Source organism: Hwanghaeella sp. 1Z406, from assembly GCF_048892425.1.
GTDB lineage: Bacteria > Pseudomonadota > Alphaproteobacteria > UBA8366 > Aestuariispiraceae > Pacificispira.
This window is the reverse complement of the sequence record NZ_JBLZHU010000001.1, coordinates 491,113-511,914: the sequence shown is the minus strand read 5'-3', so window position 1 is coordinate 511,914 and position 20,802 is coordinate 491,113. Positions and strand designations below refer to the sequence as shown.

The following is a 20,802-nucleotide window of genomic DNA, read 5'->3' as shown; positions in this document are numbered from 1 at the left end:
TTGAGAAACAACAAGACCGATCTAGGCAGCGGAATCGCCACCATACAGACCAATGTTAAACGCGATGGAGATGCGGGTTCCCTCCCCACGGAAGGGATCGACGAAATGCTGAAGCCAACTTGGAAACATTAGCATAAGGCCAGGGTCAGGCTCAACTTTCAGCTTTTCCCCAAACGGGCTTCCCGGCAGCGGGATCATCTCAACCGCCAGCCGTGGATCCAGAAAAGAAATCGTCCCATTGAAATGCGTATCATCTGGGTCGGGCGTGCCTGTATCGACATAAAACACGCCAGACACCATGGAAGAGTGATGCGTGTGCAGTCGATGAAATCCACCCCGCCGGCTGACATTCGCCCAGGCGGTTACCTGCGCCTTGCCACTGAAGCCCTTGTCATTGTTCAGTTGCTTGATGAAATCGGCCAATCCAGCGCTGATAATGGATTTCAGTGTTTCAATGGACGGGTCCGGCCATTTCATTAAGTCCGTATCGGAATGCCAGCCATTCACCAGCGCACGATCAATCCCATCCGGATAGGCCTGTTCCCGGTCAAGAATGACGCGCCGCAGGTCCGACAGCAAATCGGCATCCTGTATCCGGCGTGTCAGGATCGGTGTTGGCCATGCCAGCAGCATGCCATTAGACAGGTTTTGATGCAGCGCCATACCGGGAATCCTGTTTCGCCCATTAAGGTGCTTTTTTAGCGATAGAGTCGGGTTGCCACAAGCCAGCGAATGGCGACCGACCAGACCGCACAATAGGTCACGACTGCTGTGAGAAAGAATCATCTTGTCTCGGGCAACAAAAAGGGAGTACCAAAATCGGGTCTTTTGAGGGTTCTAAGTGGCTGAAACACTGCCTGCCCTCACGGTAATGACTTTTTTTGGAGGAAACACATGCCCGACGGGATGCAGCAGAACGACCTTAGCGCCTTTTGGATGCCCTTTACCGCCAATCGCCGGTTCAAGGCTGATCCGCGCATTCTGGTCTCAGCCAAGGGCATGTATTACAAAAGTGCAGAGGGCAAGGATATCCTGGACGGCACCGCTGGATTGTGGTGCGTCAATTGCGGTCACGCCAACCCGAGAATTGTTGAAGCCGTGCAACAGCAGGTCGCCCAGCTGGATTTCGCCCCGACCTTCCAATTCGGCCATCCCAAGGCCTTCGAACTGGCCAGCCGCATGCGCGATATGTTCCCAGCCGGTCTGGACCATGTGTTCTTCACCAATTCCGGATCAGAGTCCGCTGATACCGCGTTGAAGATCGCGCTGGCGTATCAGCGCGCCCGCGGTCAGGGTACCCGTACCCGCCTGTTGGGCCGCGAACGGGGCTATCATGGTACCGGCTTTGGCGGTATTTCCGTTGGCGGTATTGTGAAGAACCGGATGTATTTCGGCTCCTTGCTGGCCGGGTCCGACCATGTGCGCCACACGCATGATCTGGAACACAATGCTTATACCAAGGGCGAACCGGAATATGGTGCCCATCTGGCCGATGATCTGGAACGCCTGGTCACGCTGCATGATGCCAGCACGATTGCGGCCTTCATCGTAGAGCCCATGGCGGGCTCAACCGGCGTGCTATTGCCCCCGAAAGGCTACCTGAAGCGCATTCGGGAAATCTGTGACAAGCACGGCATCGTGCTGATTTTTGATGAGGTTATCACCGCCTTTGGCCGTCTGGGTTATGCCACAGCAGCAGAACGCCTGGGCGTTATTCCAGACATCATCACCTGTGCCAAGGGCCTGACCAATGCGACCATCCCGATGGGCGCAGTTGTGACCAACAAGAAGATCCATGACACAATGATGGATTCTGCGGATGCCGCGATTGAGTTATTCCATGGCTATACCTATTCCGGCCACCCGGTAGCTGCCGCCGCCGGTGTTGCGGCGATGGACGTCTATAAGGAAGACGGGTTGTTTGAAAACGCGCTGGCGCTGGAACCTTATCTGGAAAATGCGATCCACGGCCTGAAGGGCCTGCCCAATGTGATCGACATTCGCAATATGGGCCTTGTCGCCGCCGTAGAACTGGCCCCCCGCCCCGGTGCCCCGGGAGAGCGCGGCTATGACGCCATGGTACAGGCTTTCAACAAGGGCCTGATGATCCGCGTCACCGCCGACATCATCGCCCTCTCCCCACCCTTAATTGCTGAAAAATCCCATATCGACGATATGGTCAGCATGCTGGGCGATGTGTTGAAAGACGTCGCGTAGGCACTATTCTTCACCGCTTGAGCGCGCCGCCCTGGATACCCGCTTCCGCGGGTATGACGAGGTCTATCCACCGCCGTCACCCCGGACATCGATCCGGGGTCCAGGGCGGCAGGTGCGATCCATGCCTGTGGCCCTACGCGGATGTGACGAGAGGTAAAGGTTAACCGCAGAGGGCGCAGAGAAGGCGCGAAGAACGCTGAGGGATTGGTGCGTCATGGCGTTCCACTTCTGACCTTAAGCACCACTCTCATCCAGAGGAGGCGCATTCGCGCCGTCTCGAAGGAGGACTTGTAAGCGCGGTGCTTGCAGAAAGATCACCCTTCGAGACGCTGCGCTCCTCAGGGTGAGAGAGTATTTGTCTAATACATCGTCACCCCGGACATTGATCCGGGGTCCAGGGCGGCAGGTACGCCTGTTTGCTAGTATAGGATCCCGGCCTCTGCCAGATACTGAGCCAATGCATCAGAGTCGGTAAACAAATGCCCCCGAAACCCACAAGCCTTTGCGGCGGCGATGTTTTCGGGGCGGTCATCGATAAAAAGGGTTTGGGCTGGGTCCACTGAAAAGCGCTGGACCACAAGATCATAAATCGCGGGGTCCGGCTTAATCACCCCTTCATAGCCCGACACGACACGACCGTCGAAATCGTCCAGAAACGGATAGATTTTCACCGTCGCCTCAAAATTCTCCACCCCATAATTCGACAGCGCATAGATCGGATATCCCGCCGCCTTTAATCGCGCCATGATATCAACAGTGCCATGAATTGGCCCCGAAATCGTCTCCACCCAGCGATACCGATAGGCTTTGGCCGTTTCCAGATGCTGCGGACAATCCGCCGCAATTTCCGCCAGTTGGGCTTTCCAGGTCTGACCACGATCCATTGCCAGAATACGATCATGGGTCACCGCATTTTCCCGAAAATCCTGAATCGCCGCCGCATCTGGTAGCAGTTTCTTTAGCAAATTGTCTGGATTCCAATCGACCAAAACATTGCCAATATCAAAAAGGACGTATTTGAAGGTCATCGATATAGCCTCAGCTCAGCCACGGAAAAACGCCCCCGACACTGGTCGGGGGCAGTTTAACAGGGAGCACCAGGGCGCAGCCTTACTACCGTGCAAGGCGGCTGCGCCAGAGGGCCCGACGAATAGGGTAGGGCCGGGCCCTTACGAGCACCCGCTTGTCGCGCCACACGTGACGCATTTCATGCAGGTGCCGTTCCGAACGAGGGTCATATTTCCGCAATCCCCACAGGGATCTCCCTCGTACCCTTTCGCGCGTGCCTCGCGGATTTTGTCCAGGCGATCCTCCACGGCAACACGCACATTTCCGTCGACCTTGACGGCGGTCTGCACCGTCCCGGTCTCCACAATTTGAACAGTGCCAGCCTGAGCAGCATTGGCAGGAAGCCCCCTGCCCATCTGCGACATGACACTGGTATAGGCCGTCAAATCTGCCTTACGCACGAACCCACGGCTGGTAATACGGTTCAGCGCTTCAAGCGCATGCGCATTGACTTCAGGAAGATTGGCTTCCTTGTCCCCGCCCCCGGTCGTATCGGGCATCATATCTTCCGGCTGAACATGGGCCAGATCATCGCGCCCCAGATAGCTGATCGCAACTTCGCGGAACAGGTAATCCAGGACAGAGGTCGCCATCTTAATGGCCTCGTTGCCTTCGACCATGCCTGACGGTTCGAACCGGGTGAAGGTATAGGCCTCGACGAATTCTTCCAGCGGAACACCATATTGCAGGCCAATCGACACGGCGATGGCGAAGTTGTTCATCAGGGAGCGGAAGGCAGCGCCTTCCTTATGCATATCGATGAACAATTCACCCAATGTGCCGTCTTCATATTCACCGGTACGCAGATAGACCTTGTGACCGCCAACGATCGCCTTTTGGGTATAGCCCTTGCGGCGATGCGGCAGGCGCTTGCGCTCCACCTGTTTCTCGATGATGCGCTCAACAATCCGCTCGGCAACCAGGGGGATCTGTTCCGCCTTATTGGCCTCTGCCATTTCGTCGCGCAGGTCCTCATCATCCAACAGAGACGAGGCCAAAGGCTGCGACAGTTTCGATCCATCCCGGTAGAGCGCATTCGCCTTGATACCCAGCGTCCAGCTCAGCTTGTACGCAGCCTTGCAATCCTCAACCGTTGCCCCGTTGGGCATGTTGATGGTTTTGGAAATCGCCCCGGAGATGAAAGGCTGAGCCGCTGCCATCATGCGGATATGGCTGTCGGTGGACAGGTACCGCTTGCCAGTCTTGCCACAGGGATTGGCGCAATCAAAGACGGGCAGATGCTCGGCCTTCAAATGCGGCGCGCCTTCCAGCGTCATCGCGCCACAACAATAGATATTAGCTGCCTCAATGGCTTTGCGAGAGAAACCAAGTGCGGCCAGCATATCAAAAGACATGGAGTCCAATTGAGTTGCGCTGAGCCCCAGAATATCTGTGCAGAACGCCTCCCCCAATGCCCATTTGTTAAAGGCAAATTTGATATCAAACGCATTGGCCAGGGTCGATTCCAGCTTCGCCAGTTCTTCCGGACCAAAGCCCTTTTCCCGCAAGGTTTCGTGGTTGATACCCGGCGCATTGACCAGGCTGCCATGCCCAACGGCATAACGTTCGATTTCCCCGATTTGTTGATCGTCATAGCCCATATTGCGCAGGGCTTCCGGAACGGTCCGATTGATGATCTTGAAATAGCCACCCCCGGCCAGCTTCTTGAATTTCACCAGCGCAAAATCAGGCTCAATCCCGGTCGTATCGCAATCCATCACCAGACCAATAGTCCCGGTGGGCGCGATCACGGTTGCCTGGGCATTGCGATAGCCATGGGCCTCCCCGGCCTTGACGGCGCGATCCCAGGACTCCGCTGCCGCCTTGGCGATACGGGGATCCGGGCAATTGGGCACATCCAACGGGACGGGCAACACTGCCAACCCCTGATAACCATCGGCCCAGCCATGGGCGGCCATGCGGTGATTGCGCATCACGCGCAGCATATCCTGGCTGTTATCCGCATAGCCTGGGAAAGCACCCAGTTCAGCGGCCATTTCAGCAGACGTTTCATAGGAAACACCGGTCATCAAAGCCGTGATGGCCCCACAAAGGGCGCGGCCTTCATCGGAATCATAGGATAGGCCACAAGACATCAGCAGACCGCCAATATTGGCATAGCCCAGTCCCAATGTACGATACCGGTAGGAGCGTTCGGCAATGGCAACCGACGGGAATTGCGCCATCAGCACGGAAATTTCCAGGGTCAGCGTCCACAACCGCACCCCATGGGTGAAGCCTTCAATGTCAAAGCTGCGGTCATTGCTGCGGAACTGCATCAAGTTGAAGGATGCCAGATTGCACGCCGTATCATCCAGGAACATGTATTCAGAACAGGGATTGGATGCATTGATCCGACCGGATTGCGGGCAGGTATGCCAATCATTGATCGTAGTATCAAATTGAATACCGGGATCCGCGCTGGCCCAGGCGGCATGGCCAACCTTTTCCCAAAGGTCTGCTGCCTTGACGGTCTTATTGACCTTGCCATCGGTACGATTGATCAGATTCCAATCCGCGTCGGCTTCTACCGCACGCAGGAAGTCATCAGTGACCCGGACCGTGTTATTCGCATTTTGCCCTGATACGGTGTTATAGGCATCTGAATCCCAATCCGTATCATAGGTTGGAAATTCAATCGCGGTATAGCCCTGCTGGGCGAACTGAATAACCCGCTGGACATAGTTTTCCGGGATCATCACGCGACGGGCGGCGCGAATTTCGTCTTTCAGCGCCTTGTTGCGCTTGGGATCAAACCGCGCATCTCCTGTCAGGACAGCGCCATCGTCCAGGCGCCCTTCATGACAGGCTGCCATGATCGCGTTCAGGTGATGGGCGTGCAGTTTGGAACCGGTGACCAGGGCGGCAACCTTCTGCTCTTCGATCACTTTCCAATCAATGAAGCTTTCGACATCCGGGTGATCGATATCGACAACCACCATCTTTGCTGCACGTCTTGTCGTGCCGCCAGACTTGATCGCGCCCGCGGCCTTGTCCCCGATTTTCAAGAAGCTCATTAAGCCAGAGGATCTACCACCGCCTGACAGGGCCTCCGTCTCGCCCCGCAAGCGGGAGAAATTGGTGCCCGTGCCGCTGCCATATTTAAACAGGCGCGCCTCGCGGACCCAAAGATCCATAATGCCATTATCATTCACCAGATCGTCTTCCACCGATTGAATGAAACAGGCATGAGGCTGGGGATGTTCATAAGCGGTCTTAGAGCGGGTCAGTTTCCCGGTCTTGTAGTCCACATAATGGTGGCCCTGGCTGGGCCCATCGATGCCATAGGCCCAATGCAGCCCGGTATTGAACCATTGCGGGCTGTTCGGCGCCGCCATCTGCTTGGCCAGCATATAGCGCATTTCGTCGAAATAGCTGCGGGCATCTTCCGCGCTGTCGAAATAGCCACCCTTCCAGCCCCAATAGGCCCAGGTACCAGCTAAACGATCAAAAACCTGCGTCGCCTTGGTTTCGCTGCCACTGCGTTCGCCTGCAGGCAGGTCAGCCATTGCCGCCTCATCAGGCACACGGCGCCACAGGAAATCAGGAACATCCTTTTCCTTAACAGCCTTTGTCACCGCAGGGACACCTGCCTTGCGGAAGTATTTCTGGGCAATCACGTCCCCTGCCACCTGGCTGAAATGGGACGGAATTTCAATATCCTTCAACTGAAAAACAATCGTACCGTCGGGGTTACGAATTTCAGAATTGGTCTTGCGGAATTGGATCGCCGCATAAGGCGACTCGTTTTTCTTGGTAAACCGTCTTTCAATACGCATCTGAAACCAAACCCCCTTGGCTAACGGGCAATCCGCAAAGCACTTCTTCCAAAAACACAGCATTCCCATGAAACTGGGGAACCCAATGTCCCATTGCTTTTCGGACGACCAACTCTACATGTTGTGAACTGATCAACAGAGTACACCATCTGTTGTCAGACACAATATGCAGTGGGCGATTTTTTTACATTTCTATATCTTGATTTCTGAAAGACTCGCGAGACTCATTGGGATTCCGGGCAAAATTATAATTTTCCATGGATTTAACCATCGCCATAGGCTAACCACTGCACCGTCGGGCTGGACGGATGGGAACGGTTTTGCCATAGTCCCAACCGTCCAGCGACGCGAGAGACATCGGTTAAGCATCAGACACAGACGGGACTTATCCAGCCATGGCGAATGCAATCACCCGGTTGATGACCTGGTTACATGGAGAGCGGGTCGGCGACGATCCACTTGGCAATGTGTATTATCAAGATCGCAAGACGACAGCAGGACGTCGGCGGCGTCGCTGGGTGATTTATTCCAATCCCCAGGATGAGGCATCTACAGTGCCACCCGACATGCATGCCTGGCTGCATTATACGGTCGATGCCTTCCCAGAGCCGAAAAGTGGCCATAAATATGCCTGGGAAAAGGATCACCTTCCAAACCTGACCGGCACGGCGGGGGCTTATCTGCCGCCGGGTCATACTTTAAAGCCGGGCAAACGCCCCGCCGCGACGGGAGATTACGAAGCCTGGTCGCCTGAATAATCGCCGTGCTGCATGGCGCATTGATGCCAATGGCACCGCGCGACGCCTTATAAGGAAGCCTGAATGGCCCGCATGTCCACCGATACCCGGCATATCCTGATTGGGGCCGCCACCTGCGTGGCAATCGCGCTGTTCTTTGTGCTGGGCTATAGCGGGAATCCAGCCAAGAGGGAAGGTAACGGCTATCGGTTGTTTGGCATTTATGAAGATGCCAGTGGTCTTTCCGCAGGCAGCCCCGTCCTGATGGCCGGCCTGCCCGTCGGGTCCGTGCGCACCTTGCTTTTGGATAAGAACACGAATGAAGCCGTGGTCCAGATGACTATAACAAACGGTTACGAAATTCCCGTCGACAGCGAAGCCAAGATTATAAGCAACGGCCTGGCGGGTGGAAAATACATACGCATTGTGCCAGGCGGCGATTTGACCATGCTGCAACCAGGCGAAACATTCCAATATGTGCGCGGGTCGATTGATTTTTTCTCACTATTTGAACGAATCATTAAAATGGGCGAAGCCAAGAAGGCTGAGAAAGAATCTAATGCAAACAGCACAAATTAACCCCTAAGACGACAGCCACGGATGAGAACTCTATGCAACGCAGCCTAATAGAAACCATCATGGGGGCGATCGTGTTGATCGTCGCGGGCCTGTTTCTGTATCTGGCCTATCAAACCACTGATATCGCCCGCGATAGAGATGGTTATACCCTGGTGGGGCGATTTGGCGCGGTCGATGGCCTGACGCTGGGGTCGGATGTGCGTATCGGCGGTGTTAAAGTTGGCACCGTGTCAAAAGAAGAAATAGACCCGGAACTGTATCAGGCGGTCGTTACCCTGACGATCGACGAGGGTGTTCAGATTCCAAAAGACACGACCGCTGCCATTGCCAGTGATGGCCTGTTGGGGGGGCAATTCGTGAAGCTGACCCCAGGCCGGGACAATACGCTGCTGAAAGACGGGGAAGAAATCACGGATACCCAGGACGTTGTGGCCATCGAAGACCTGTTGGGTCGCGCCATATTCCTGATTACCGATCAGTAACTTGAAGGATTGACCATGACCGCTGTTACCCAGACCTGGGATCCCGACCGCTATCGCAAGAATGCGGGTTTCGTGGCAGAACTCGGGATGCCTGTCGTTGACTTGCTGGCACCCAAGCCGGGTGAGCGGATACTGGACCTGGGCTGTGGCGATGGGGCCCTGACGCAAAAGCTTGTGGCGCTTGGTTGTGATGTCAAAGCCGTCGACGCCAGCCCGGATCAGATCCGGAAAGCTGTGGAAGAAGGTCTGGATGCACAGGTCATGAATGGTCAGGACCTGACCTTTGGGCCGGAATTTGATGCAGTTTTCAGCAATGCCGCGCTGCATTGGATGACAGGTGCGGATGCGGTCCTGGCCGGTGTGAAGCGCGCCCTGAAACCCGGCGGGCGCTTTGTGGCGGAATTTGGGGGGGCTGGCAATGTTCAGACCATTCGCACCGCCCTGCGGGTGGCCGTTGCCGCCAGGGGTGTTGATCCCGACAGCGCTGATCCGTGGTATTTTCCGACCCCTGAAAGCTATCGCGCAAAGCTGGAAGCCTGTGGATTCAGCGTCGCCCATATGGAACTGATCCCGCGCCCAACGCCCCTGCCCGGCGACATTGACGGTTGGCTGGCCTCTTTTGGCGAGAGCTTCCTGATGCGCCTGGACATCGCCCAGCGTGATGACGCGATTTCAGAAATCCGGGACTCCCTGCGCCCCATGCTGATGAATGAGGAAGGCATCTGGATCGCCGATTATGTGCGCCTGCGTTTCGCAGCTACGGTGCCGGTATGAGGATCGCCGCGACCATCCTGTTCGGGGCTGTGCTGGTATGGTCCAGCGCCGCCCAGGCCGATCCTAAGCAAATTGCCGTCTTGCAGGGCCTGGACAAGGTCACGGCCCGCACCTCCACCTTTGAAGTTCCCATCGATCAATCAATTGATTTCGGCGCCCTGCGCATCCGTGTGCGCCATTGCGACAAGACCCCACCAGAAGAACGCCCGGAAGCCACCGCCTTTGTTGAAATCGACGAATTGCGCCCCGGCCAGGAACAAAAGGTCCTGTTCACCGGCTGGATGTTCGCCTCCAGCCCCGGTCTGCATGCGGTGGAACACGCCGTTTATGACGTCTGGCTGCTGGACTGCAAGGACCCGTCCTGATCTTTAAAACCCATCGTCATTTTGCAGGATTGCCGTTCTGACCAACGGCATCCTCTGTATCCCTGTTTTCGGATAACCTTATCGATACGAATCTTTAACGAATCTGATTCGTATCAAAAACTCATAAACATTAATCTTTAAAGCTGAAGACTTTATAAGAATTCAGATTTCAATATTTACTGTTCAATATTTAATTAAACTTGTTATGCTGGCACGAAAGTTGCTGTAAAAGCCTTAGAAACGCCTGATTCGACGAATCGATATCGCTGACGACACCGCCAGAGGATGGAGACATGCGCTTAGGTCTGCCGGAATTCGTGCAAAACCCTGAAAACAGATGCCCGGTCATTCTGTTGCTGGATACGTCTGCATCGATGCGCGGTGAACCAATGGCGGAATTAAATGCCGGGCTGCGCGCCTTTCATCATCAGATCATGACCGACGACTTGGCCAGCCTGCGCATCGAACTATCCATCATCGCCTTTGGGGGAGAGGCCCGAATGGTGCAGGATTTCGTGACCATGGAAGAAGACGGCCCGCCGCATTTAGAAGCCGGCGGAGATACACCAATGGGCGCTGCGATGGATTTGGCCCTGCGCATGGTGGACGCCCGCAAGGCCGTCTATCGCGCCAATGGCATTCACTATTACCGCCCCTGGATATTCCTGATCACCGATGGCGCCCCGACCGATGGCGAGGCCTGGCAGCACGCGGCGATGGACATGCAAGAAGCGGATCTGACCGGACGTGCGACATTTTTCACCGTCGGTGTGCAAGGGGCAGATATGGATATCTTGCGGGAAATTGCATCACCCAATCGCCCGCCCCTGATGCTGCGGGGCCTGAAGTTCCGTGACCTGTTCCAATGGCTTTCGGCCAGTGTTCGCCGTGTCTCCCTCAGCCGGATCGATGGGGAGCGTCTGATGCTGCCGCCCGTCACGGGCTGGGCAGAAATTCACCCATAGAGGATCACTGCAATGTCCTGGATGGCCGCGCTGGATTATCGACAAGGCACCGCCCATCGCGCGGCGGGCATCCCCTGTCAGGATTTCGGTCGGCTGGTGCAACTGGATGAAGATACGGTCATCGCAGCCCTGGCGGACGGGGCCGGATCCGCGCGATTCAGCCATTATGGGGCCCGTGCTGCGGTGGATTGCGCCCTGCCCTGGCTGAAGGATCGACTAAGCAAGAATCGGGGCGTTCAGGGTCGACTAACCACTCTGTCGATTGACGTTTTATTCGATGGATTGGTTCAAACAATCCAGAAAGAATTGAACCGGATTGCCCATGAGAACCGTCATGCGCCGCGGGATTATGCCTGCACCCTGACGCTGATCGCGCTGTCTCCCAATGAAATCCACGCCGCCCAGATCGGCGATGGCCTGGTCGTCGCACGGCAACGAGAAGGGGACTATACCCTGTTGATTGCCCCGGATCATGGCGAATATGTAAATGAAACCAGTTTCATCACGGACCTGGATGCTCAGGATCACCTGCATCTGTCCTCGCTTGCCGCGCCGATCCGGTTCGTTGGGGCGGCAACGGATGGTCTGGCCGGTGTTTCTGTCGATAATCGCCAGAACAGCCCCCATGCACCGTTTTTCGCGCCGATGGAGACATTTGCGCGGCAATCCACCTGCGCTGGTGACGTGCACAACGGCATTCGGGATTTTCTGGCCTCTCAGCGGCTGGCAGAGAAAAGCACCGATGATCTCTCCCTGATGCTATGTGGTTGGCAGGGATATGGCAGCGCATGACAGCCCCGATCCCGCGGATAGACTTATTTGATACGGATGGTAGCCCCCTGGCCCTGGGACCCCGCTTGCATGACAGCGGCGAGGCAACACTGTTCCAGCATGGCGATGCCCCCGACCTGTTGATCAAACTGCATCACGCCCCAACAGAGGCCTTGCGCGATAAGCTGGCTCTTCTGCCTGATCTTGCGCCGGTTGATCCGTCATTGGATACACGACACAGAAATTTCGCCTGGCCGGTCTCTACCGTCTATAACAGTGCAGGGGCGGCAGTTGGTGTCATATTGCCGGTTGTGCCGGGCGCGCGCTCTGTCATCGCCATCAGCAACGCAAAATTACGGGCAAAGCGCGCCGCAGAGATGGATTGGCATTATCTGCACGCCGTCGCCGCAAATATCGCCTTTCTGTTTGAACGGCTGCACGATCAGGGCATCATCATCGGGGATGTGAAGCCTGAAAACATTCTAATTGATGACCGGGCGCTAGCAACCCTGATCGATTGTGATTCCGTTCAGATCGTGGGGCCGGATGGCACGCCTTATCTGTGTACGGTTGGCAGTGAAGGCTTCACCGCACCGGAATGGATCGGTCGCCGTTTTACGGAAGGGCCCAGAGACATCGCATCCGACCGGTTTGGCCTGGCAGTGGTCCTGTACCAATTGCTGACCGGCGCGCATCCCTGGACCGGTGAGTGGATGGGATCGGGAGAGCCGCCCAGTCGGGACCAATTGATCCGCAGCGGTGACTGGCCGTTCAAGCCTGGGGCTCGCCTGCGCCCTGTGCCCGGCATGCTGTCCCTGGATGCGTTGGCCCCCGGCGTCGCGTCCTTGTTTCGACAGGCATTCATTGCCGGGGCCAAAGACCCCAATGATCGCCCCAGTGCTGCAGAGTGGCATGGGGCCCTGTGTACCGCCCTGGCAGAGTTGGATGTGTGTGAGACGCACAGCCACCATCACTATGATGAAAGCCTGTCGGCCTGCCCCTGGTGCATCCGTGTGAAGGCAGGCCTGCCAGATTTATTTCCCAAGCCCGATACACCGCGCGACCCGTTTGCCCCGCTGATCCTGGCGTTTGAGCGAGCCTTAGCGCGGGGCGACACCCGAATGGCGGTTGACTTATGGCGTGGCAATCCGGTTCTGGCGCGATGCGAGGATCTGAAGCGCCTGATCCCCCAAATGCGCCAACTTGACGCCGCCATCACAGCCCTGGATCAATGGATTGAAGCCTATGCCCGCGTCCCACAGGATATCGGCGAATTGGCCAGTCTGGTGGAAGATTTTCCAATCCTCAGCGACCCTAGCCTGTTTGGTCACGAGGAAATAGACGGTCAGCCTATTGCAGAAACGGTCAAGTCGATAGCGGATGCAGCGGTAACGATCCCGCCAACGCCCTATCAGACAATTGAAATCACAACACAACCAGCACAGTCTGTGACAGCGATCCGCCCCTCCCCTGTGGCGGCCCCGGCGCAATCACTCGATCCTTTAATCAACGATTGCGTGGTAAGCTATACAATCGAAAATGGATGGCGTGGATTGCGACCAGCGCGATTGATCCTGGCCGTTGAAAAGTCCTGTGTGATTCCATCCCTAACTTTATCTGATGAAGAAACCGGCGACTGCGTGCTGCACATTCCGGCGCAACGATTGCGCGGCGCAACCAGCCTACCCTTCGATACGCCTGATGGTCGGATTACACTTATTTTGCACACCACACAGGACAGCGATAAGCGGCACATCAAAATAAACGGGCCGTCCCGGCGCGCCCGGACCCTGGGCATCACAGGCGCAGTCCTGCCGCTTTCAACGCAAATGGCCTAGCACGATTTATTGGAGTATCCGGATATGGAACACTTTACGCCTGTTACTGCGCTTGCCGGTGGCGCGCTGATCGGACTGTCAGCGACCCTTTTTTATCTGGGGCTGGGGCGCGTTGCAGGGATCAGCGGAATACTGGGCGGGCTGCTCACCAGCAGCCCGGAGCGGGGCTTCAGGCTGTGCTTTATTCTGGGTCTGATCGGGGGCGCAGCGGCGCTGTATTGGGGATTTCAACGCCCTCCCGCTGTCATCACTCAGGTATCCTGGCCCTGGCTAATCGTGGCTGGCTTGCTGGTTGGCTATGGCACGCGATTGGGATCAGGCTGTACCAGCGGTCATGGCGTTTGTGGCCTGGCCCGGGGCAGCCTGCGGTCCTTGATCGCAACAGGCACCTTTTTCGCAATCGCCCTGATCACGGTTTACATGATGCGCCATGTTCTGGGTTGGGGGGGCTGAGGTCATGAGAACCCTGATCACGGCAACAGTGTCTGGCATCCTGTTTGGGGCGGGTCTGGCGCTGTCTGGTATGATGAACCCGGCAAAGGTTATCGGCTTTCTGGACCTGTTCGGCGATTGGGACCCCAGCCTGGCCTTTGTCATGGCGGGCGCGATGATCGTGGCGATGATTGGGTATCGGATTGGGCGCCATCGATCCCAGCCGGCCTTTGACAGCACCTTTCACCTGCCAACCCGCACCGCCATAGATCGACATCTGATCCTTGGGGCGGTGTTGTTCGGACTGGGTTGGGGGATTGCCGGTCTGTGCCCGGGCCCAGCGCTTGCCGCCCTGGTCACGGGATCTACAGATATTCTGATCTTCACAGCCGCCATGATGCTGGGCATATACGGCTTCCGCGTGATCGGACCGCACTAACAAGCCCGGAACGACCCCCGCCAACGCGCTGGCGAGAGTCGAAGAGGATCATGCTGCCTTTGAACAGGCCAACATATCGAAACCAGTGCCAGTTTCCAGATAGGATTTAAGGCTGGAGAGCACCAGCGGCCAGCCCTTACTGACCCCCTCTGCCATGCCGCTGCCCGCTTCCAGTTCGATATGCGAAACACTTAACCGCACGCCATTTTCATGCGGGTCGATCTCGAATATCACACGGCTATAGCTTTCCGGATTATCGGCTTCCGATGCGCCCGCCCAGGTGATGACCAGCCGGTTTGGCGGAGTCACTTCGACGACTTCTCCAACGACTTGAACGGAGCGCGCATCATTGTCGCGAATATGCGCCCATTTCGATCCAGGTGTCCAATCCGAGACATTTTCATGCCCCCAATATTGCCGCGCTATTTCTGGGTTGGTAATCGCATCAAACACTTTTTCCGGTGTTGAGGTGATATAGGTCACATAAACAAAGCTGGTCTTTTCCCTGGTCATTCGTTTTTCCCTTCAAGCTGTGTTTTCAGGTCATGTAACAAACCAAGTCTCTGATGTTCGAATTTCCGGACCCATCTTTCATAGACTTCATACAGGGGTACCGGGTTGATAAAGTGATGTTTCTCCCGACCCCGCCGTTGGCTGCTCACCAGATTGGCATCTTCCAGTATTCCCAGATGTTGCGTCGCCGACTGGCGGGTCATGTCCAGCCTCTGGCATAACTGCCCAAGTGTCTGGCCATTGTTTTCACACAACATATCCAACAACAGTCTGCGAGTAGGATCGGCTAGTGCTTTAAAAACCTTATCCGTATGCATCAGCCGTTCTTACCTTCCGTCTTGCATAAAAATAATATGCAGGCATTTACCTGCATGTCAACAAACAATTTGAAGATGCAATACCAGCCGCAGCTGGATGTCATACTTTCGACAATGATGAAAAGATCCATGCACCCGGATCAATTGCGCCAGAAATCGCGATCAAATGCGACCAGCAGGGCCAATACTTCCAACCGCCCGGCCAACATCGCCACGACCAGCACCGCCTTCGCTGCATCGGGCAAGGATGCGAAATTCCCTGCTGGTCCAACAATTGGTCCCAGTCCTGGGCCAACATTGGTAATGGCTGTCAGGCTGGCGGTATAGGCGGTGACAAGATCCAGCCCCAACAGGCCCAGTATAATCGTAACAAACCCAATCGTGGCAATGAACACCGCCAGAAATGCCAAAACCGACATCGCAACGTCATTGGTCAGAACCTTGCCATTATAGTGGATCGGGATCACGCGATTGGGGCTGAACAGGCGCTTCACATGGGCGCGCACCACCAACAGCACGACCTGGAACCGATAGACTTTTATTGCCCCAGATGTTGATCCACTGCAGCCCCCAACAAACATCGCGAACAAGAAAATCGCCATCGCGCCGGGCCCCCAGACGCTATAATCCTCTGTCGCGAATCCTGTCGTTGTCACAACCGATGTTAGATTAAAGGAGGTCAACGTTAAGGCCTGTCCAAAAGATATATCCCGCACGCTTTGCAGCCAAAATGCCATGCCAACGCATAAGACGAGCAGAAAGCCAATGAACCCCCGGACCTGCTGATCCTTAAACAGAGCCTTTGGACGACCATAAATGGTTTGGATATACAAAACGAAGGGCAAGGCTCCTAAAATCATGAAAATCGTCGCCACCCAGTGCAGACGCAAATCCGTAAAATAGGCAAAGGACGCATCATGGGTCGAATATCCGCCCGTCGAAAGAGTCGCCATAGCATGGGTGATCGCATCAAACCCATTCATGCCAAATTCAAAGAACAAGGCGGCACACAGGGCTGTCAGGATCACATAGACCGATAACAGCGTCACAATCGTCTTAAGGGCAGAGGCGACCTTTTCCGGGGAAATATCGGAGCTTTCGATTTTAAAGAGCTGCATACCCCCGACCCGCAGCAAAGGAAGAATCAAGACCGCCACGGCAATGATCCCGATCCCACCGATCCATTGCAGGATCGCCCGCCACAACAATATACCGGGCGGCATGGTATCCAGCCCGACCAACACCGTGGAGCCCGTCGTTGTCACCCCCGACACAGATTCAAACAGGGCATCAACCGGTTCGATGGACAGGCTGAGAAAGGGTATCGCCCCCAGGACTGAAACCGCCAGCCAGCCAAAGATCGTTGCCAGAAAGGCCTGACGAAGATCCAGGGTCAGCGACATAGAACTCAGGGTGGAGAGCACCAGCGCCAATCCAATGAAAACCGCCAGTGCGCCGGACATGGCAAATGGCACCCAGTCGCGATTGTGGACCATCAAATCCGCAATGGCGGGCATCATCAGCAAAACGCCGACCAGTCCAGAAATCCAGCCCAGAATATGGGCGACGGGGCGAACATCAATCATGATAAGAGTCCAGAATTACCGCGAAGGGCACATTAACCAGACTATCCGCCCGCGCTCAACACCATCTCATAAGCCGGCAGCGTTAGGAAGGTTGGAAAATCTTCCGCCAGGGCCATTTTCTCGAACAGAGACGCCGCCTGTTCCAACTGAGTGCCCGAAAGATCACCGCCTGCATCTGCACGCATCGCATCTACTTCCTGTGCAATCATTTTTGAAATCACCGCGCGGCTTAATACTGTGCCTTCAACTGTCTTCGCCCCATGTTGCGCCCATTGCCATAACTGCGCGCGAGAAATTTCTGCCGTCGCCGCATCCTCCATCAGGTTGAACAATGGCACACAGCCATTCCCGCCCAGCCAGGCTTCGGTATAGCGGATGCCGACCTGGATGTTCATGCGCACACCGGCCTCTGTCACATCCCCATCCGGGACGGACAGAAGGTCTTTTGCCTCAACCGTCACATCATCGCGCTGACGATCAATCTGGTTGGGGGTTTTCATCACCGCATTAAACGCATCCAGGGCGATTGGCACCAAACCAGGATGGGCGACCCAGCTGCCATCATGCCCATCATTTGCTTCACGCTCTTTATCGGCCTTAACCTTTGCAAAAGCCTCCGCATTCGCAGCCTCGTCCCCTTTCACGGGAATCTGCGCGGCCATGCCTCCGATACAGGGGGCGCCGCGCTTGTGACAGGTTTTGACCGCCAGTAGTGAATAGGCGCGCATATTATGGACTGTCATGGTTACCTGCACGCGGTCGGGCATGACAAAATCCGGATTGCGACGAAACTTCTTGATGATGGAGAAGATATAATCCCACCGTCCGCAATTCAGCCCGGCAGAATGGTCCCGCAATTCATACAGGATTTCATCCATCTCAAAGGCTGCCAGGATTGTTTCAATCAGCACTGTTGCCTTGATCGTCCCGTTCGGAACGCCCAGCAGGGATTGGGCCTCAACGAAAATATCATTCCACAGTCGTGCCTCCAGGTGGCTTTCCATCTTGGGCAGATAGAAATAGGGGCCAGTGCCCCGCTTGGCCAATTCCGCATGATTGTGAAAGAAATACAGGGCAAAATCGACAATCCCACCTGATGCCGGCTGTCCATCCACCAGAATATGCTTTTCTTCTAGATGCCAGCCTCGGGGCCGCACCAGCAGAACCGCTGTCTTATCCTTCAGTGCATAGTGCTTGCCGGAATTCGGATCGGTGAAATCAATTTTGCGAGCCGCTGCATCGCGCAGATTGACCTGTCCCCCGATCATATTATCCCAGGTCGGGCAGTTCGAATCTTCCAGGTCCGCCATGAAGACATAGGCACCAGAATTCAGCGCATTGATCACCATCTTGCGATCCGTCGGCCCGGTGATTTCAACACGCCGGTCTTTCATATCCTCAGGTAGGGGCGCGATTTTCCAATCACCGGCCCGGATAGCAGCAGTTTCAGGTAAGAAATCTGGCAGCTTCCCCGAATCGATCTCGGCCTGACGGGCCTCGCGGGCGGCCAGCAGCTCACGCCGACGAGCGCCAAACTTACGCTCCAATATTGCTATAAAACCCAAGGCCTCCGCTGACAGAATTTCACCATAACCCGGTTTCATTTCGCCGGTCAGTTTGACGCCGGCAGAGGCGGTGGTAAGGCTTGATTGGGTCATAAAGCTCCCCCAAAGCGGATATGGAAACAAGGGTAAACCTACCGTCTGGCGGTACACTTTCCAAGTCCTGATGCACCATGCCCAGACAGGCCGATCACATTCAAGGCTGGATGCCCCTAAGACGGCACAGGGGGAATTCTGGTCCTGGACCGACCAAACCGGATGCCAAGCGCCAAGACCATCCCCCCACTGACCAGTGCCAACCCCAAAAGATGCCGTGTGGTGGGGACCTCTCCCAATATCGGATAAGCGAACAGAGCGGAAAACCCGGGCACCAGTGCCGCGAACAAAGCAGCGCGTCCCGCCCCCAGCACGGCAACCGTCTTGGTATAACAAATCAAGGCCAGCACTGCCGCGACAAGCCCCTGCGCAACCCCCTGCAACAGCAATTCTTCAATGGGTGCCTGCAATAAGGCGGTTCCCTGCATCATCAGGTAGATCGGCCCGAATAAAACCAAAGACAAGACCGATACCAGCGCGGTCGCATGCAAGGGATCTGCCCCCCATTTCCGGCTGAAAACCGTATAGACAGCCCATAACATACCGCCGCTGGCAAACAGGATATGACCCAGCCACAGCATGGAAAATCCATCCCCCGCCATGGCACCAGCCGACCCGATGACAACCACGCCCGACAGAACAATCGCCAACCCGACAAGCCGCTTCCTATTCGGGCGGTCTTTCAACAGCAACCAGCCCCCCAATGTGGAACAGGTCAACATGACGCTGGGAATGATCAATCCACCATGCCCAGCCGGGGCATAGGAAAACCCGATAATCGTCACCAGGGCATAAGGAGCCCCTGCGCCAACCGCCAGAACAAGCGCCCTGCCCCAGCCCAGTCCGCCATGACCGCGCCGCAGGACAAGGGGCAACATGATCAGCCCCGACACCAGAAATCGCAGCATGGCGACATCCACCGCCAACAGATTTTGCTGAACACCAAACCGGGAAAGGACCGGCCAAGTTCCCCAGATGATCGCTGTGGCCAATCCGAAAGATATCCCTTTCCAAGGAACGCCCGCCTCCGTTTGAGACAAAGCAATCGGATCAACGCCAGGGGATGTCATGAAAAAAGGACTCCAAAAACGGCGGAAGACACCAGATAAAACGGCAAGAACACGTCAGGACTTTAGCAATGTCGCAATCTTTTCCAACAATCGACCCTGATTGATCGGCTTGTTTTCATAAGCAGAACAACCAGCCTCAAAGGCTTCATCGCGATCCTGGGCGGAGGTATAAGCGGACAGCGCCAGGATTGGAATTTCTGTTCCCGCGGGATGGGCACGGATCGCCCGCACGACATCCCATCCAGAAACGCCAGTCATGCTGAGGTCTGTTATAATCAGATCGAACGTTTCATCTGAAACGGCCATTTCGACCCCGGCATTTCCAGACGAGGCACAAACCACTGTGTAATTGTGACCTTGCAGGAGGGTCTGAACCAGCATTAATGTCGGCGCGTCATCATCAATCAAAAGAATCTTTGCCATTTGGGAGCCCTTCGTTCCGCACCTTAGCATCAGGTCTGGTTCGCACTATTCCGGCACTTTTGTCGCAAACATGCGGCTTTATAACAAGCCTGATAACCTCAGTGGGTTGACGTAACCCGTTATGACCCATCTGATCAGGTGCTTTTGCATATCGTAAAGAGAGGTCAGTTATGTGGTCGGAAGCGACCGACGAGGGAACAATCTGGGTATATGGCTACGGCTCCCTTATGTGGCGCCCTGGCTTCCCTCATCAGGAAGCCATAAAGGCGGTCCTGCCAGATTATTCCCGCAGCTTTTGCATCTGGTCAGAGCATCATCGCGGAACGCGCGACTGTCGCGGTCTGGTGCTGGGTCTGGCGCCACAGCCAGGCGCACAATGCGAGGGCATGGCTTTTCGAATTGACCCGAAAGACTGGCCTGAAACCTCTGTTTACCTGGAAGAGCGCGAATTGCGCGGGTATGCCTATCGACCAGACCATCTGCCAATCAGCCTGATTGATAATCGCACGGTTCTGGCCCATTGTTTTGTGGCCGATCCTAAACATCCCCATTTTGCAGGTGTCATTGCACCAGATGATGCCGCACGCATTATCCTGAATGCGCGGGGAGAGGCAGGCCTGAACCGGGACTATCTGATCAACACGATCCGCGCATTACAAAAGCACGGCTATCAGGATTTGCATTTACAGGACCTGCTTCAGCGGGTTCTGCGCCTGACCGGGGAACTGGACGCGGGCGCGGGAATATAATCTCTGAAACAATACGCGCGCCGCCACGATCTTCGCGTCA

21 protein-coding genes are annotated in these 20,802 nt (G+C 55.8%); 12 read left to right on the top strand and 9 right to left on the bottom strand.

Annotation, left to right across the window (positions count from 1 at the left end; genetic code table 11):
* Positions 1-21: 21 nt before the first annotated feature.
* Positions 22-663, bottom strand: coding sequence for a 2OG-Fe(II) oxygenase family protein (locus ACOSDR_RS02290; protein WP_420724504.1), 642 nt, complete (start codon positions 661-663; stop codon positions 22-24).
* A gap of 231 nt (positions 664-894) precedes the next feature.
* Between ACOSDR_RS02290 and ACOSDR_RS02285 the strand changes: the two genes are divergently transcribed.
* Complete coding sequence (locus ACOSDR_RS02285; RefSeq protein WP_420730274.1) at positions 895-2,217, top strand: aspartate aminotransferase family protein; 1,323 nt, start codon at positions 895-897, stop codon at positions 2,215-2,217.
* A gap of 419 nt (positions 2,218-2,636) precedes the next feature.
* On the opposite strand, the gene ACOSDR_RS02280 is transcribed toward ACOSDR_RS02285, so the two are convergent.
* Positions 2,637-3,245, bottom strand: coding sequence for an HAD family hydrolase (locus ACOSDR_RS02280; RefSeq protein WP_420730273.1), 609 nt, complete (start codon positions 3,243-3,245; stop codon positions 2,637-2,639).
* Between the two features lie 141 nt (positions 3,246-3,386).
* Positions 3,387-7,064, bottom strand: a complete 3,678-nt coding sequence (locus tag ACOSDR_RS02275; RefSeq protein ID WP_420730272.1) for a vitamin B12-dependent ribonucleotide reductase — start codon at positions 7,062-7,064, stop codon at positions 3,387-3,389.
* Between the two features lie 395 nt (positions 7,065-7,459).
* On the opposite strand from ACOSDR_RS02275, the gene ACOSDR_RS02270 reads away from it, so the two are divergent.
* The 10 genes from ACOSDR_RS02270 to ACOSDR_RS02225 all read left to right on the top strand — a co-directional run bounded on the left by ACOSDR_RS02270 (position 7,460) and on the right by ACOSDR_RS02225 (position 14,446).
* The gene (locus tag ACOSDR_RS02270; protein ID WP_420724508.1) at positions 7,460-7,822 is read left to right on the top strand and encodes an NADH:ubiquinone oxidoreductase subunit NDUFA12; all 363 of its coding nucleotides are present in this window, start codon (positions 7,460-7,462) and stop codon (positions 7,820-7,822) included.
* A 63-nt stretch (positions 7,823-7,885) separates the two neighbouring features.
* Entirely contained in the window at positions 7,886-8,380 is a 495-nt protein-coding gene (locus ACOSDR_RS02265) for an MlaD family protein (RefSeq protein WP_420724509.1), read from the top strand.
* A gap of 32 nt (positions 8,381-8,412) precedes the next feature.
* Positions 8,413-8,862 (top strand): outer membrane lipid asymmetry maintenance protein MlaD, encoded by a 450-nt coding sequence (gene mlaD, locus ACOSDR_RS02260; RefSeq protein ID WP_420724510.1) that lies wholly within the window; start codon positions 8,413-8,415, stop codon positions 8,860-8,862.
* A gap of 15 nt (positions 8,863-8,877) precedes the next feature.
* A complete protein-coding gene (locus ACOSDR_RS02255) occupies positions 8,878-9,636 on the top strand; it encodes a class I SAM-dependent methyltransferase (protein ID WP_420724511.1) in 759 nt (252 codons plus the stop codon).
* Entirely contained in the window at positions 9,633-10,001 is a 369-nt protein-coding gene (locus ACOSDR_RS02250; protein WP_420724512.1) for a DUF2155 domain-containing protein, read from the top strand. The genes ACOSDR_RS02255 and ACOSDR_RS02250 overlap by 4 nt, the downstream gene beginning before the upstream one ends.
* Positions 10,002-10,294: 293 nt before the next feature.
* Positions 10,295-10,966 (top strand): vWA domain-containing protein, encoded by a 672-nt coding sequence (locus tag ACOSDR_RS02245; protein WP_420724513.1) that lies wholly within the window; start codon positions 10,295-10,297, stop codon positions 10,964-10,966.
* 12 nt (positions 10,967-10,978) lie between these two features.
* Positions 10,979-11,758, top strand: coding sequence for a PP2C family serine/threonine-protein phosphatase (locus ACOSDR_RS02240; RefSeq protein ID WP_420724514.1), 780 nt, complete (start codon positions 10,979-10,981; stop codon positions 11,756-11,758).
* On the top strand, positions 11,755-13,575 hold the full coding sequence (locus ACOSDR_RS02235; RefSeq protein ID WP_420724515.1) for a helix-hairpin-helix domain-containing protein: 1,821 nt from the start codon (positions 11,755-11,757) through the stop codon (positions 13,573-13,575). The genes ACOSDR_RS02240 and ACOSDR_RS02235 overlap by 4 nt, the downstream gene beginning before the upstream one ends.
* Positions 13,576-13,599: 24 nt before the next feature.
* On the top strand, positions 13,600-14,028 hold the full coding sequence (locus ACOSDR_RS02230; RefSeq protein ID WP_420724516.1) for a YeeE/YedE family protein: 429 nt from the start codon (positions 13,600-13,602) through the stop codon (positions 14,026-14,028).
* A gap of 4 nt (positions 14,029-14,032) precedes the next feature.
* The gene (locus tag ACOSDR_RS02225) at positions 14,033-14,446 is read left to right on the top strand and encodes a DUF6691 family protein (protein ID WP_420724517.1); all 414 of its coding nucleotides are present in this window, start codon (positions 14,033-14,035) and stop codon (positions 14,444-14,446) included.
* Positions 14,447-14,494: 48 nt separating this feature from the next.
* Here the strand turns inward: ACOSDR_RS02225 and ACOSDR_RS02220 are convergent, their stop codons facing one another.
* The 6 genes from ACOSDR_RS02220 to ACOSDR_RS02195 all read right to left on the bottom strand — a co-directional run bounded on the left by ACOSDR_RS02220 (position 14,495) and on the right by ACOSDR_RS02195 (position 20,013).
* The gene (locus tag ACOSDR_RS02220) at positions 14,495-14,959 is read right to left on the bottom strand and encodes an SRPBCC family protein (RefSeq protein WP_420724518.1); all 465 of its coding nucleotides are present in this window, start codon (positions 14,957-14,959) and stop codon (positions 14,495-14,497) included.
* Positions 14,956-15,276: an ArsR/SmtB family transcription factor gene (locus ACOSDR_RS02215; RefSeq protein WP_420724519.1), complete on the bottom strand. Its 321-nt coding sequence runs from the start codon at positions 15,274-15,276 to the stop codon at positions 14,956-14,958. The genes ACOSDR_RS02220 and ACOSDR_RS02215 overlap by 4 nt, the downstream gene beginning before the upstream one ends.
* Positions 15,277-15,416: 140 nt before the next feature.
* Positions 15,417-16,862, bottom strand: coding sequence for a TrkH family potassium uptake protein (locus ACOSDR_RS02210; RefSeq protein WP_420730271.1), 1,446 nt, complete (start codon positions 16,860-16,862; stop codon positions 15,417-15,419).
* 41 nt (positions 16,863-16,903) lie between these two features.
* On the bottom strand, positions 16,904-18,520 hold the full coding sequence (aceB, locus tag ACOSDR_RS02205; RefSeq protein WP_420730270.1) for a malate synthase A: 1,617 nt from the start codon (positions 18,518-18,520) through the stop codon (positions 16,904-16,906).
* 116 nt (positions 18,521-18,636) lie between these two features.
* Positions 18,637-19,590 carry a DMT family transporter gene (locus ACOSDR_RS02200; protein WP_420724522.1) on the bottom strand — a complete coding sequence of 318 codons (954 nt, stop codon included), beginning with the start codon at positions 19,588-19,590 and terminating at the stop codon, positions 18,637-18,639.
* A gap of 54 nt (positions 19,591-19,644) precedes the next feature.
* Positions 19,645-20,013, bottom strand: coding sequence for a response regulator (locus tag ACOSDR_RS02195; RefSeq protein WP_420730269.1), 369 nt, complete (start codon positions 20,011-20,013; stop codon positions 19,645-19,647).
* Positions 20,014-20,183: 170 nt separating this feature from the next.
* On the opposite strand from ACOSDR_RS02195, the gene ACOSDR_RS02190 reads away from it, so the two are divergent.
* Positions 20,184-20,762, top strand: a complete 579-nt coding sequence (locus ACOSDR_RS02190; RefSeq protein ID WP_420724524.1) for a gamma-glutamylcyclotransferase — start codon at positions 20,184-20,186, stop codon at positions 20,760-20,762.
* Positions 20,763-20,802 lie beyond the last annotated feature (40 nt).